The organism is Kitasatospora sp. NBC_00070 (assembly GCF_045041205.1).
In the GTDB taxonomy this organism is placed as follows: domain Bacteria; phylum Actinomycetota; class Actinomycetes; order Streptomycetales; family Streptomycetaceae; genus Kitasatospora.
The window spans coordinates 3,601,545-3,615,487 of record NZ_CP108247.1 but is presented as its reverse complement, the minus strand read 5'-3'; the positions used below and the strand labels follow the sequence as shown (position 1 = coordinate 3,615,487).

The window sequence follows — 13,943 nt, the reverse complement described above, 5'->3', positions numbered from 1 at the left end:
GCCCGGACAAGGACTTGAGGAGGAGAAGCGGTGACGGCGCCGGGGCCTGCCGGGTCAGGGCTTCGGGGTGAAGGCGTGGGCGTTCTCGGCGGCCCACTGGCGGAAGGTGCGGGCGGGGCGGCCGAGCAGGGTCTCGGTGGTGTCGGCGAGGACGGCGGGGTGCTGCTCGGCGGCCTGCCAGAGGTCGAGCAGCGCGGTGACCATCACGGCGGGCAGGAAGCCGCCGAGCTGCCGCTCGGCCTCGGCCCGGGTGATCCGCTCGACCGGGATCTCCCGGCCGACGGCCTCGGACAGCACGGCCAGCTGCGCGCGGAAGGTGAGGGCCTCGGCGCCGGTCAGCGTGACCGGGCGGCCGGTGAGCGCGTCGCCGGTGAGGGCCGCCACCGCGACGTCGGCGATGTCCTCGGGGTGGATCGGCGCGAGGTCGGCGTCCGGATGGGCGAGTTGGACGGGCAGGCCCTGCCCGACGAAGTACGCCCAGCCCAGCGCGTTGCTGGCGAAGGCGTCCGGGCGCAGGAAGGTGCCGGTCAGCGCGGAGGCGGTGAGGGCGCGCTCGACCCGGTGGCTGTGGCTCGCGAGGGCGTCCTGCTCCGGGTCGGGGCCGAGCACCGAGGAGGAGGAGAGCAGCACCACGTGCTCGACCCCGGCCGCCTCGGCCGCGGCGGTCAGCTCGTCGATGCCGGTGGGCTCCGGGTAGAGGAAGACCTGGCGGACGCCCCGCAGGGCGGCGGCGAAGGTCGCCGGCCTGCCGAGGGCCAGCTCGGCCACCTCGACGCCCGCCGGGACGGTCAGCTCGGCGGGCCGGGCGCTGGCGGCCCGGACGGGGTGGCCGGCGGCGTGCAGGCGGTCGAGGACGGCCCGGGCGACCTTGCCGCGGGCGCCGGTGACGAGGGTGGTCATGGGGCTGCTCCATTCGTTGGTGAAGACATATGCATGCTTACATGCACACGTTTTCATGTCAACACATGTATTCAGGGAGTCATCCAGATATCATCGGCCCCATGACGAAGCGCGAGCCGAGCACCGCCGAGCGGCTGCTGGACACCGTGGGCCCGGCCTTCGGGAAGCTCCGGCGGTCCACCCTGCTGGAGGTCGAGAACCCGGTCTCCCAGAAGGACCTGAGCCGGACCTTGGTCCTCAATATCGTGCTGGAGGCCGAGCAGGCCGCCGAGCCCACCGAGGTCACCGTCGGCGCGGTCTCCGCCCACCTGGGAGTGGACCCCTCGGTGGCCAGTCGGATGGTGTCCGACAACATCGCGGCCGGCTACCTGATCCGCGCCGCCTCCCAGCAGGACGGCCGCCGGACGGTCCTGCACCTCAGCCCCGAGGGCCGGGAGCTGATGGCCCGTTTCCGCCGCCACCAGCGCGCCGCCTACGAGGCGGTCACCGCCGACTGGTCCGAGGAGGAGCGGCTGGAGTTCGCCCGGCTGATGCTCAAGTACGTCGCGGACCAGGACGCCCTGCGGAACCGCTGACGGCCGTCGCCCGGCCATCGGGCGGAGCCGGGTGTGGGCGTCTGTTGCCGTTTCCGGGACGGCGGGGTGGAATGCCCGGATGGACAGTGCGGCGCCCTATCGAGCGGTCCTCGACGAGGTCGGCCCCCGGCTCCGCCGGCTGCGGACCGACCGGGGGCTCACCCTGACCTCGGTCTGCGAGGCCACCGGCATCTCGAAGAGCACCCTCTCCCGGCTGGAGTCCGGGCAGCGCCGCCCGAACCTGGAGTTGCTGCTGCCGCTCGCCGGGCTCTACCGGGTGCCGCTGGACGACCTGGTCGGCGCGCCCGAGGTGGGTGACCCCCGGGTCCGGCTGGCGCCCCGGTCGCTGCCGAGCGGGGGTACCTACCTGCCGCTCTCCCGGACGCCGGGCCCGCTCCAGGCGTACAAGATGATCATTCCCGACCGGGGTGGCGAACCGGATCTCCGCACCCACGAGGGCCACGAGTGGATGTACGTGCTGGACGGGTGGCTCCGGCTGGTGCTGGCCGACCACGACTTCGTGCTCGGCCCGGGCGAGGTGGCGGAGTTCTCCACCCGGGTGCCGCACTGGTTCGGCAGCGCCGACGGGCGGCCGGTCGAGGTGCTCAGCCTGTTCGGCCGGCAGGGGGAGCGGATGCACGTCCGGGCCAGGCCCAAGGCGGGCTGATCCGCCGCGGGTGTTGACGAAAGAAAGTGTGAGTGGTTGAGTACTCACATGCCAACGCAACGACGCCAGCTCTCCACCGCCGAGGAACGCCGCGAGACGGTGCTCCGCACTGCGATCGGTGCCTTCGCCGCCCGGGGGTACTTCGGTACCACCACGATGGAGGTGGCCAAGGCGGCCGGGATCTCGCAGGCGTACGTCTACCGGCTCTTCCCGAGCAAGGAGGAGCTGTTCGCCGCCGTGGTCGAGCACTGCTTCGTCCGGGTCCGGGGGAGTCTGGAGCTCGGCGCGGCCGACGCCCCGGGTGGCTCGCCCGAGGTGGTGCTCTCCGCGATGGGGGAGGCGTACGCCCGCCTGATCAGCGACAACGACCTGCTGCTGGTCCAGATGCACGCCCAGGCGGCGGCGGTCTCCGAGCCGGCCATCCGCACCGCGGTCCGGGCCGGGTACGCCCGCCTGGTGGAGTACGTGCGCGGCGCCTCGGGCGGTGACGACCGGCAGGTGCAGGAGTTCTTCTCGGTCGGCATGCTCTGCCACCTGCTGGTGGCGATGGACGCCGACGCGGTGGACGCCCCGTGGGCGCGCACGCTGAAGTCGGGTATCCGGCACTTCTAGGTCGCGGGCCCCGGGCGGCCCGGCGTTTCTTTCGGTCCTCGGACTGAGTAATCAACCACACATTATCGGGTCAGGCCGGTCGGCCGCCCCCTCGTCACCCTGGAGAACGCCATGCACGCCATCGCCACCAGCGTCGCCGCCCTGCTCGCCGTCGGGACGGGCGGCGCCGGCTGCCCCGAGCCCGTCGGTATCGACCGGAGCGCCCCGGTGATCACCCGCGACGAGATCGTCATCCACGCGCCGCTGGACCGCGTCTGGCGGATCCAGACCGACGTGGAGAACTGGCCGGCCTGGCAGCCGGGCGTCGGCTCGGTGGTCAAGCAGACCCCCGGCCCGCTCCGTCCCGGCTCGTCCTGGGTGTGGTCCACCGAGGGGCTGGAGGGGATCACTTCGACGGTGGTGCAGGTCGACCCCGGGCGCCGGATCGTCTGGGGCGGCCCGGCCCAGGGCATCACCGCCGTGCACGTCTGGACCTTCACCCCGACCCGGGACGGCGTCCGGGTGCACACCGAGGAGTCCTGGACCGGCGAGCCGGTCAGCGCCGATGTCGAGCTGCTGCAGCAGGCACTGGACGGCTCGCTGGAGCACTGGCTGCACAACCTCAAGCAGCGCGCCGAGCAGGGTGCGTGACCTGCGGTGACCTGCGTGACCTGCGGGCGCTGCGGGCGCCCGGTTTTTTCGGCCCCATGAGTGAGTGAGTGACCACACAAGGAGTGCTGCTGTGTCCAGGACCGTGGGTGGCGAAGCCGCCCGACCTGCCGCTCGACCCGCTGCCAGGCCCGCCCCTCGGCCCCCCGCCGTGCTCGCCGTACTGGCCGCCGCGCAGTTCGTGGTGGTGCTGAGCACCTCCATCGTCAACGTCGCCCTCCCGGCGATCCGGGCCGGCGTCGGCCTCTCCGGCGGCGGCATGACCTGGGTGGTCAACGCGTACGGCCTGGCCTTCGGCGCACTGCTGCTGCTCGGCGGGCGGGTGGCCGACCTGACGGGGCGCCGGCGGGTCCTGCTCGGCGGACTGGCGGTCTTCCTCGCCGCCTCGGCGGCCGCCGCGCTGGCGGACGGTCCGGGGCAGCTGATCGCGGCCCGCGCGCTCCAGGGCGTGGGCGCTGCGGCGATCGCCCCCGCCGCGCTCTCGCTGGTCATGCAGGTGTACCCGCCGGGGCCGGGGCGGGGCAGGGCGCTCGGGGTGTGGGGCGCGGTCTCCGGCGCCGGGGGCGCGGCCGGGGTGCTGCTCAGCGGGGTGTTGACCGCGACGCTCGGGTGGCAGTCGGTGTTCCACACCAGTGCGCTGGGCGCCGCGCTGGTCCTGGCCGCCGCCGTGCGCCTCGTCCCCGGTGACACCCCGTCCGGAGCCGGACCGCGGAGGGTCGACCTGGTCGGTGCCGTCACCGTCACGGCGGCCTTGGTGGTCCTGGTCCACGGGCTGACCCTGGCCGGACGCTCCGGCTGGACCGACCCGTGGGCGGTCGCCAGTGGCGGTGTCGCGGCGGTCCTGCTGGCGGTCTTCGTCCGTACCGAACGTCGGCATCCCGCACCGCTGTTGCCGCCGCGGCTGCTGCGCACCGGCTCGGTGGCCGCCGCCAACCTGCTGATGGCCCTGCTGGGCGCGGTCTGGATCGGGCTGTTCTTCTTCCTCCCGCTCTACCAGCAACAGGTGCTCGGGAACGGCCCGTTGCAGGCCGGGCTGTCCCAACTCCCGTTGGCGGCGGCGAACATCCTCGGCTCCTCGCTGGCCCCGAGGGCCGCCCGCAGGTTCGGTGCGGTGCCGACCCTGGCCGGCAGCCTGGCGCTGCTGTCCGGCGGACTGGTCTGGCTGGCCGGCATCTCCGTGACCGGCGGCTTCGCCACCGACGTGCTCGGCCCCACCCTGCTGATCGGCCTGGGCCTGGGGGTCGCCTTCGTCCAGCTCACCGCGGCCGCCGTGACCGGCGTACCGGGGCCCGACGCCGGGCTCGCCAGTGGCCTGGTCAACACCACCCGGCAGATCGGCGGCGCGGTCGGTCTGGCCGTGCTCGCCACCCTCGCCGCCGCCCGGACGGCCGCGGTCGGCGCCGGACAGCCTCATGTCGTCGCCCTCACCGCGGGCTACCGGACCGCCTTCCTGGTCTCCGCCGGGGTGGCCGCCCTCGCCGCCGCACTGACCCCGTTCGTGGCCCGGGCCCCCAGGCCGACCGCCCGGCCCGGCACGGCCGCCGCTCCACCGGAGGCCGGTACCGAAGCCGGCCGGTAACCGGCCGCACCGCTGACACCCAGTCGACTCACCGATGAGAGAAGTGGATCCGACCATGAACAAGCCCTACCTGACCGGTCACTACACCCCCGTCGCCGACGAGATCTCCGCCACCGGGCTGACCGTCGAAGGCGTCCTGCCGCCCGAGCTGACCGGCCGGCTGATCCGCAACAGCCACAACCCCAAGCCCGGCATCACCCCGACCCACTGGTTCAAGGGCAGCGGCATGGTGCACGGCATCCGGCTCCGGGACGGCCGGGCCGAGTGGTACCGCAACCGCTGGGTGCACACCCCGGCCCTGGACGGCGCGCCGTACCTGACCGAGCACGGCCCCGACCTGACCGCCAGCACCGCAGGGACGCACGTCATCGAGCACGGCGGCCGCCTGCTGGCGCTCTGCGAGGCGAACCTGCCGTTCGAGCTGACGGCCGAGCTGGAGACGGTCGGCGCGTACGACTTCGGCGGCAGGCTCACCTCGGCGATGACCGCGCACCCCAAGGAGGACCCGGTCACCGGCGAGCTGCACTTCTTCGCCTCCTCGCCGTTCCCGCCGTACCTGGTCCACCACGTGGCCGCGCCCTCCGGCGAGCTGCTGCACAGCCAGGAAGTCCCGGGCGCCACCGCCGCGTTGAAGCACGACTTCGCCATCACCGAGCACCACGTGGTGTTCCTGGAGGGCTCGGTCACCTTCGACCACACCGAGCACTCGGGCATCCCGTACGGCTGGAGCGACGCCCAGCCGTCCCGGATCGGTGTCATGCCGCAGGGCAACGGCCGTGCGGCCGAGGTCCGTTGGTTCGAGATCGGGCAGGGCTACGCGATGCACCTGGCGAACGCCTACGAGGACCGGCAGGGCCGGATCGTGGTCGAGGGCCCGTCCGTCGGCCGGACCGGCTGGCAGCGCTCCTGGAACTGGTGGGTGGGTGCGCCGGACCGTGGCGCCGAGCCCAACTCCGGCTCCCGCGGCGTCCGGTGGACTGTCGACCCGGTGGCAGGCACGGTCCGGGAGGAGTTCACCGACGACCTGACGGTGGAGTTCCCGACCATCAACGAGGAGTACCTCGGCCGGGAGCACCGCTACCAGTACGCGCTGTCCTTCCCGGACGACCAGGGCATCGGCAGCCACGCGCTGGTCAAGTACGACCGCACCACCGGCGCCCGGCAGCTGCGGCCGGTCGGGGTGGGCCAACTGCCCAGCGAGGCGGTGTTCGTACCCGCCGCCGGGGCCACCGACGAGGACGCCGGCTACCTGCTCACCGTGGTCGGCGACCTGAACGCCGATGCCTCCCGCCTGCTGGTGCTCGACGCCTCCGACCTGGCCCTCCCGCCGGTCGCCACCGTCCACCTGCCGCGCCGGGTGCCGGCGATGATCCACGGCTCCTGGATCCCCGACGCCGCACTGAACCGCTGAACCGCTGACCCGCCCGTCACCCGAACCGATTCCCGAGGAGAAACCATGTCCGAGCAGTTCGTGAAGACCGACGCGGCCCAGGCGTCGAAGAAGTCCGACCGGAAGCGCCGCCGCCGGGTGGCCGAGGCCGCCGCCTACACCGGCCTGGGAGTGGCCGTCCTCGCCGAGCCCTGGCTGCTGCTGCTCCTGGTCCCGGCCCTGCTGCTCGCGCTGCGGGACTGACCCGCTCACGCTCCACCGGCCCCGACTGCTCCGGCAGCCGGGGCCTTCGGCCGTCCGGGGCGTCGTTCGGGTGATCCGGGGCGGGATCGCCGGGCAAGCGGGTGAACGGCCCGTCAGGATGTTCGACGGCCGGCCGCCGCGCGGTATCCCTGCGGAAACTGAGCATCCGTCAGGACATCGGGCACGGCCCGGAACAGGTGGGTTCATGAGATCTCGCAGTTGGCGCAGTCGGGTCACCGCCCTCGGGGCGGTGCTGGCCACCGCCCTCACGGTCGGCGCGGCGGGCCCGGTGCCCGATCAGTCGGACGACCTCGGCCCGGAGATCACGGCGATCATGAACAAGCCGGCCTACCAGCACGCCCAGTGGGGCCTGTTGGAGATCGACGACGCCACCGGGCGGGTGATCCACTCGCGGTACCCCGACCAGTTCTTCATCCCCGGCTCGACCGCCAAGCTGGTCAGCGTCTCGGGTGCCTGGCACACCCTGGGCGGCGACCACCGGTTCAGCACACCCGTGCAGGCGGTCGGGGACCGCGACGGCACGGTGCTGAACGGGTCGCTGGTCCTGGTCGCCCAGGGCGACCTGACGATGGGCGGCCGGACCAAGCCGGACGGCGGCGTCGACTACACCACGATCGACCACACCTACGCGAACGACGTCCCGGGCGCCACCCTCACCCCCGAGAACCCGCTCGCCGGACTGGACGAGATCGCCCGTCAGGTCCGCGAGTCCGGCCTCACCGAGATCCGGGGCGACGTCGCCGTCGACTCCCGGCTGTTCACCACCTCGGAGGGCCTCGACCCGGGCCCGGACCCGCTGATCGTCAACGACAACGTGATCGACCTGCTGACCACCCCGACCGCCCCCGGCACGACGGCCCGGCTCAGCTGGCGGCCGCAGGTCGCGCCGTACCAGGTGGAGTCGACCGTGCAGACGGTCGCGGCGGGCGGGACCACGGACATCGCGGTCGCCGCCTCGCCGGACGGCACCCACTTGACCCTGTCGGGCACCATCGCGGCCGACGCTCCGCCGACCCTGCGGATCTCCCACGTGCAGGACCCGGCGGCGTTCGGGCGGACGGCACTGATCGAGGCGCTGGCCCGGGCGGGCGTCACCGTCACCGCGCCGCCGACCGGACCGAACCCGGCCGGCGTGCTGCCCGCCACGTACGACGGCACCCAGCGGGTCGGCGCGTACGTCTCCCCGGTCTTCGCCGAGTACGCCAAGCTGATCCTGAAGGTCAGTCACAACCTCGGGGCCAACCTGACGATCTGTCTGATGGCCGTCACGGCCGGCAGCCACCAGTGCGACGGCGGCTTCCCGGTCCTGAACGCCTTCCTGCGCCAGGCCGGTATCGACCCGACCCAGGCGCAGCTGCTCGACGGCCGGGGCGGCAACCCGATCGACCGGGTCACCCCCCGGGTGGAGAACGAGATCCTGCACTACTGGCAGGGCACCCCGGACGCGGACCGGTTCCGCGAGGCGCAGCCGATCCTCGGCGTGGACGGCTCGCTGGCCACCGCCTGCGCGGGCTGCCCGACCTGCCCGGGCAAGGGCAAGGTGTGGGCCAAGCCGGGCTCGGTGCTCGGCTTCGACGCGCTCAACGAGCGGCTGGCCGTCGGCGGCGAGACCCTGGGCGGCTACCTCGACGCGGGGCACGGGCGGCTGCACACCTTCTACCTGGCCGTGAACGGCGCCTCCACGCCGGACATCAACAGCTTCTTCGACGTCATCAACGACCTGTCCCGGATCTCGGGGCTGCTCCAGGAGCAGGCGGAGCGGGCTTCCTGACCTGAGCCGGGAGCGCGACGGAGGCCCCGACCGCCCGGCGGTCGGGGCCTCTGTGCTGCCGGGGGTCAGGCGGGCAGCGCGTCCACCGTCGCGACGACGGTGCCGAACAGGTCGGCGACGGTGGTCAGGGCGGCGGCCTGGAGCGCGGCGGCGGGCAGCACGCCGCCGTCCGGGCCGGGGAGGGCGCGGGTCGCGGTGGTCTCGGCGACCACGGTCGGGCGGTAGCCGAGGTTGAAGGCACCCTGGGCGGTGTAGCTGACGCACATGTGGGTCATGAACCCGGCCAGCACGAGGTCCTTCCGGCCCAGCTCGGCCAGGATCTGCTCCAGCTCGGTGCCGTGGAAGGCGTTCGGGACCTGCTTGACCACCACCGCCTCCCCGTCGGCCGGGGCGACCTCGTCGCTGATCGCGCCGACGTGGGCCCGGATGTCGTACGGGGTGCCCTCGCCGCCGTCGTTGAGGACGTGGACCACCGGGGTGCCGGCGGCCCGGGCCCGGGCCAGCAGCCGGGCACCGGCGGCGAGGGCCTCCTCGGCGCCGTCCAGGGCCATCACACCGGTGCGGTAGGTGTTCTGAAAGTCGATCATCACCAGGACGGCGTCGGCGAGCCGGGGCGGCTCGTTGTCCAGGCCGCTCAGGTCGCGGAGGGTGGTGGAAGGGCTGACGGTGGTCATGCTCTTGGCCTTTCGGTCGTCGTTCGGGCATGGCGAAGCCGGCTGGCTCGCAGCTCGGGAGAGGGGGAGGGGGAGGGTCAGGCGGGTTGGGTGCGGAAGCGGCGGCGGTAGGCGGCGGGCGTGGTGGCGAGCTGGCGCCGGAAGGCCCGGTGCAGCGTCTCGGACGAACCGAAGCCCGCGACGGTGGCGACCTGCTCCAGCGGGGCGTCGGTGCTCTCCAGCAGCCGACGGGCCGCCTCCACCCGGGCGGCCTGGACGTAGTCGGCCGTACTGGTGCCGGTCTCCTGCTTGAACACCCGGGCGAAGTGACGCTCGCTCAGGCACATCCGGGCCGCCAGGGCGGCGGCGGACAGGTCCTCGTCCAGGTGGTCGGCGATCCACAGGCGCAGTTCGTCGATGTCGCGGCGGGCGGAGGCCGGGCGGCTCAGCGGCACCGAGAACTGGCTCTGGCCGCCCTGCCGCTTGAGGTACATCACCAGCTGCCGGGCCACCGCGAGGGCGACCTCCTCGCCCTGGTCCTCCGCCACCAGGGCGAGGGCCAGATCCAGACAGGCGCTGATCCCCGCACCGGTCCAGAGCCGGCCGCGGTCGGTCCGGACGAAGATCGGATCCGGGTCGACCGTGACGGCCGGGTGGTCGGCGGCCAGTTGGGCCGCCGTCGACCAGTGCGTGGTCGCCGTCCGCCCGTCCAGCAGCCCGGCCGCCGCCAGCACGTGCGCGCCCACGCACACCGAGGCCACCCGGCGCGCCAGCGGGGCGGTCTCCCGCACCCACGCCACGATCTCCGGGTCGACCTTCGCCACCGGCCCGTCCCCGGTCATCTCGACCGCCCCGGGCACCAGCAGGGTGTCCACCTGCCCGCCGACCTGACCGAAGGTCAGATCGGTCAGCAGCCGCACCCCCGCCGAGGTCCGCACCGCACCGGCCGTCGGCCCGGCCAGCCGCACCTGGTAGCCGGCCCGGCCCGCGGTCTCCCGGTTGGCCAGCGCGAACACCTCGGCCGGACCGGTGACGTCGAGCAGGTCGACGTAGGGGAAGACCGCGATGACGACGCGGTGGGGAGTGGGCATGCCTCCATCGTGGTCGCGTTCGGCGATGGCCGCAATGACGATTCCCTGTCAGATCCGGACATCGGGTCGGTCCGACGGCGCGGTCGGGGTGCGGCTATGCCGAAGGCACCGGCCGCTGAGCGGCCGGTGCCTTCGAGTGGTGTCCCCTGTCCCGTTCGGTGGTGACCGGGTGCTACTCCGGGAGGCCGGTCCGCCGGGCGCCGCGGCGGTCCAGGGCCTTGGTCAGCCGGCTGCCGAGCCGCTGGGCCGGCCGTTCGATCAGGTGGAAGGTGAGGTGGCTGACCCCGAGCACCACGGCGCAGAACCCGATGCCCAGCACGGCCCTGGTCCCCAGTGAGAGCGAGGTGACCGGGGTGGGGGAGATCAGCCAGAGCAGCGCGGTCAGCAGCACCGCGTGCACCAGGTAGACCGAGTAGCTGATCGAGCCCAGCCAGGTCAGCGCCTTGGGCATCCGCAGACGTCGCAGGGCGATGCCGACGGCGAAGGTCCCCCAGGTGGCCAGCATGGTGGTGACCCAGTGCCACTGGAAGGCGGGCGCCGCCTGACCGTTCTCACCGTAGCGACCGCCGACGTACAGGATGGCCGGGGCGGTGACGGCCAGCGCCACGGCGCACCTGACCCAGCCGATCTGGCGCTGTTCCACGCGGTAGATGGCGGTCCCCGCGAACATGGTGGCGAGGATGGTCATGCTGAACCAGCCGGGCATCCGGCTGTTGCCGACCAGCAGGCCGAGGGCCAGGGCGCCCAGCACCACTGCGCCGACGGTGGCCAGGCTCCGGCGGCGGCTCATCACCGCGAACAGCCCTACCGCCATGACGACCGCCGCGACCAGGACCGCGCGGCGCAGGCCGGGCAGGTCGTGGGCGAGCGTGTACAGCGGGAAGGCACCCACCGCGAGCACGGCCACCAGGGCGAACGCGGTGGACAGCTCGGCGCTGCGCCGGTGCACACCGAGGACGAAGAGGGACGCCACCAGGAGGTAGAAGACCATCTCGTAGGAGAGCGTCCACATGACGAAGACCGCGCCGCGCACGCCGAGGAAGTCGTGCAGCATGGTCACGTTGCCCAGGGCGGCGATCGCCGGGTGCTCCACCGTGAACGGGCTCAGCGGCGTGAGCGCGTCGGTGTACCAGCCCAGCTTCCAGGTGACAGCTCCGAGAGCCACCACGGCCAGGCAGAGCGGGTAGATCCGGAACAGACGGCTGATCCAGAAGCCCCGGACACTGCCCCTGCGCTCCAGCGAAGCGGGCACGATGTAGCCGCTGACCAGGAAGAACAGGAAGACCGCGTAGCTCCCGATGTCGAACCGGCCGGACAGCCGGGCGAACTCCTCCGGCACCACGACCTGGACGTAGTGCTCGACCACGATGGCCAGCGCGGCGAACCCGCGCAGGGCGTCGAGCCAGCCGAGTCTCGGCTTCGCTGGGCTGGGGGCAGGCCCGGCCTGGTCCCCCGCGGTCTCGGGGGCGGGTGCCTGGGTTATGAGGGGCATTCGAGGAGATTAGCGCACGCCTCCGGGGGTAAACTGCCCCGCCCGTCGTTCCCCGGCGGGGCCTCCGCCCCCGGCCGCCGGGGCCGTGCGGAGGCCCCGCCGGGGAACGACGAAGGCCCGGGGCGGAAGGGCATCACACGCGCCTGAGCGCGGGTTCGAGGTCGGGCTTGCCCGCCGACGGCCGGGGGGCGTCGGGCTGCCTGAACAGCCTGCTGGGCCACCACATCCACCGCCCCAGGTCCAGGGTCAGTGCGGTGACCAGCACCGAGCGGACGATCATGGTGTCCAGCAGCACGCCGAACGCCACCGCGAACCCGAGCTCGGCCGCGAACACCAGCGGCAGCGAGGCCATCGCCGCGAAGGTGCCGGCCAGCACCAGCCCGGCCGAGGTGATCACACCTCCGGTGCTGGACAGGCCCGTCAGGGCGCCGCGCCGGGTGCCGTGCAGCAGCGCGACTTCGCGCACCCGGGTGACCAGGAAGATGTTGTAGTCGATGCCCAGGGCGACCAGGAACACGAACGTCAGGAGCGGGAACGAGGCTTCCGCGCCGGCGAAGTGGAACACGTGGGTGAACACCAGACTGCTCACGCCGAGAGCCGCTCCGAACGACAGCACCACCGTCGCCATGAGCAGCAGCGGCGCGACGATCGCGCGCAGCAGCAGCGCGAGGACGAGGAGCACCACCACCAGCACGATGGGGATGATCACCTTCGAGTCGCGGGCGGCCGCCTCCTGCGTGTCGAGCATGATCGCCGTGCTGCCCCCGACCTGGGCATCCGCCCCCTCGATCCGGTGGACCGCGATCCTGGCCTGCTCGACCGTGCGCATCGCGGCGCTGCCGCTGGGGTCGTCCCCGAGCTCCCCGAGCATGATGGCCTCGCCGTCCTGGACCAGCGGAGTCGAGACGCCGACGACTCCCGGTACGCCGGACAGCGCCGTCCGCACCTGCTCGGCCGAGGCGGCCCTGGCCACGACGAAGACGGGGTCGCCCGACCCGGCCGGGAAGTGCTCGGACCGGATCCGCTCGCCGACAGCCGTCTGGGGCGTGCCGGTGAACTGGTCCTTGCTGGAGAGTCCGTCGGCCTTGAGCCCGAGCACTCCGATCGCCACGGCCCCGAGGACCAGCGTGGTGCCGATCCACACCAGCCGCGGCCGGCGCGAGACACCGGTGCCGACCCGGGTCCAGATGCCTCCCTGGGCCGCCCCGGCCGATCCGTACGACGGCTTCACCGGCCAGAAGATCCAGCGGCCGCAGACCACCAGCAGGGCCGGCATCAGGGTGACCATGGCGAGCAGCCCGACCAGGACGCCGACGGCGCAGGCCGGCCCGAGCCCCTGGGTGGAGCTGAGGGTGGCCAGCATCAGCAGCGTCAGGCTGACCGCGACGGTCGCGGCGCTGGCGACGATCGCGGGACCGGAGCGGTACAGGGCCTCGGCCATCGCCTCGTGCCGGTCCTCGTGCCGCAGCAACTCCTCCCGGTACCGCGAGATCAGCAGGAGGGCGTAGTCGGTGGCGGCGCCGAACACCAACACCGTCAGGATGAAACCGGTCTGCTTGTTGACGACGAGTCCGGCGTTCTTCGCCAGCAGGTAGATCACCGCCTCCGACGTGACCAGGGCGACGCCCACGGTCAGCAGCGGGAGCAGCGGCAGCAACGGGCTGCGGTAGGTGAGCAGCAGCATCACCACGACCACCAGGGCGGTGATGGTGGTCAGGACACCCCCACCGCTGAAGGCCTTGATCGAGTCGGACGCGTGACCGGCCGGTCCGGTCACGTGGAAGCCGAGACCGTTCGCGTTCTCCTCACCGACCCTGGTCAGCGCGTCGACGGTGGTGCCGATCCCCTCCCAGCCCGTCCGGTCCTTGTGGAGCTGGACCACGGTCTGGATGGCCTTGCCGTCCTGGGACCTCGACGGTCCCTGCGGCTGCCCCACCACGTTCGCGATGCCCTTGAAGGCTTCGGCGTCGGCCTGGGCCTCGGCCAGGTCGGCGGCGGTGACGCCCTCGGGCCGGTCGTAGACCACGATCGCGGGCAGGGTGTCGGCCCGCTGGAAGTTCTCGGCCCGGGCGACCACCGTGGTCGACTCCGCGTCACCGGGCAGCCAGGCCGAGTTGTCGTTCTCCTCGACGTCGCCGAGCCGGCCGGCCAGCATCAGGACCGGGAGCAGCAGGATCGCCCAGAGCGCGAGGACGACCCATTTCCCCACCCTGCCACCGGGCAACGAAGCCATTCTTCGCATCATGTTGATCCCTCTGCTTCTCGACCGTGGTCTCGTGGCCTGCGCCCGACGTCCCAGCA

At 72.9% G+C, this 13,943-nt stretch carries 13 protein-coding genes; 8 read left to right on the top strand and 5 right to left on the bottom strand.

Annotation, left to right across the window (positions count from 1 at the left end; all coding sequences use genetic code 11):
• Positions 1-54: 54 nt before the first annotated feature.
• Complete coding sequence (locus OHV05_RS16760; RefSeq protein ID WP_405018404.1) at positions 55-900, bottom strand: NAD(P)H-binding protein; 846 nt, start codon at positions 898-900, stop codon at positions 55-57.
• A gap of 101 nt (positions 901-1,001) precedes the next feature.
• On the opposite strand from OHV05_RS16760, the gene OHV05_RS16755 reads away from it, so the two are divergent.
• The 8 genes from OHV05_RS16755 (at position 1,002) to dacB (ending at position 8,406) form a co-directional block, all read left to right on the top strand.
• Positions 1,002-1,475: a MarR family winged helix-turn-helix transcriptional regulator gene (locus OHV05_RS16755; protein WP_405018403.1), complete on the top strand. Its 474-nt coding sequence runs from the start codon at positions 1,002-1,004 to the stop codon at positions 1,473-1,475.
• A gap of 79 nt (positions 1,476-1,554) precedes the next feature.
• A complete protein-coding gene (locus tag OHV05_RS16750; protein WP_405018402.1) occupies positions 1,555-2,142 on the top strand; it encodes a helix-turn-helix domain-containing protein in 588 nt (195 codons plus the stop codon).
• A 48-nt stretch (positions 2,143-2,190) separates the two neighbouring features.
• Positions 2,191-2,754 carry a TetR/AcrR family transcriptional regulator gene (locus OHV05_RS16745; protein ID WP_405018401.1) on the top strand — a complete coding sequence of 188 codons (564 nt, stop codon included), beginning with the start codon at positions 2,191-2,193 and terminating at the stop codon, positions 2,752-2,754.
• Between the two features lie 111 nt (positions 2,755-2,865).
• Positions 2,866-3,384 (top strand): SRPBCC family protein, encoded by a 519-nt coding sequence (locus OHV05_RS16740; protein ID WP_405018400.1) that lies wholly within the window; start codon positions 2,866-2,868, stop codon positions 3,382-3,384.
• A 169-nt stretch (positions 3,385-3,553) separates the two neighbouring features.
• Entirely contained in the window at positions 3,554-4,981 is a 1,428-nt protein-coding gene (locus OHV05_RS16735) for an MFS transporter (protein WP_405018399.1), read from the top strand.
• A gap of 55 nt (positions 4,982-5,036) precedes the next feature.
• Positions 5,037-6,392 carry a carotenoid oxygenase family protein gene (locus OHV05_RS16730; protein ID WP_405018398.1) on the top strand — a complete coding sequence of 452 codons (1,356 nt, stop codon included), beginning with the start codon at positions 5,037-5,039 and terminating at the stop codon, positions 6,390-6,392.
• 45 nt (positions 6,393-6,437) lie between these two features.
• Complete coding sequence (locus OHV05_RS16725) at positions 6,438-6,614, top strand: hypothetical protein (protein WP_405018397.1); 177 nt, start codon at positions 6,438-6,440, stop codon at positions 6,612-6,614.
• Between the two features lie 205 nt (positions 6,615-6,819).
• On the top strand, positions 6,820-8,406 hold the full coding sequence (gene dacB, locus OHV05_RS16720; RefSeq protein ID WP_405018396.1) for a D-alanyl-D-alanine carboxypeptidase/D-alanyl-D-alanine-endopeptidase: 1,587 nt from the start codon (positions 6,820-6,822) through the stop codon (positions 8,404-8,406).
• Positions 8,407-8,471: 65 nt separating this feature from the next.
• Here dacB and OHV05_RS16715 read toward each other — a convergent pair whose 3' ends face one another.
• The 4 genes from OHV05_RS16715 to OHV05_RS16700 all read right to left on the bottom strand — a co-directional run bounded on the left by OHV05_RS16715 (position 8,472) and on the right by OHV05_RS16700 (position 13,887).
• Positions 8,472-9,080, bottom strand: a complete 609-nt coding sequence (locus tag OHV05_RS16715) for an isochorismatase family protein (protein WP_405018395.1) — start codon at positions 9,078-9,080, stop codon at positions 8,472-8,474.
• A 77-nt stretch (positions 9,081-9,157) separates the two neighbouring features.
• On the bottom strand, positions 9,158-10,150 hold the full coding sequence (locus OHV05_RS16710) for a GlxA family transcriptional regulator (protein ID WP_405018394.1): 993 nt from the start codon (positions 10,148-10,150) through the stop codon (positions 9,158-9,160).
• Positions 10,151-10,322: 172 nt separating this feature from the next.
• Positions 10,323-11,642, bottom strand: a complete 1,320-nt coding sequence (locus tag OHV05_RS16705; protein ID WP_405018393.1) for an acyltransferase family protein — start codon at positions 11,640-11,642, stop codon at positions 10,323-10,325.
• A 133-nt stretch (positions 11,643-11,775) separates the two neighbouring features.
• Positions 11,776-13,887: an MMPL family transporter gene (locus OHV05_RS16700; RefSeq protein ID WP_405018392.1), complete on the bottom strand. Its 2,112-nt coding sequence runs from the start codon at positions 13,885-13,887 to the stop codon at positions 11,776-11,778.
• Positions 13,888-13,943 lie beyond the last annotated feature (56 nt).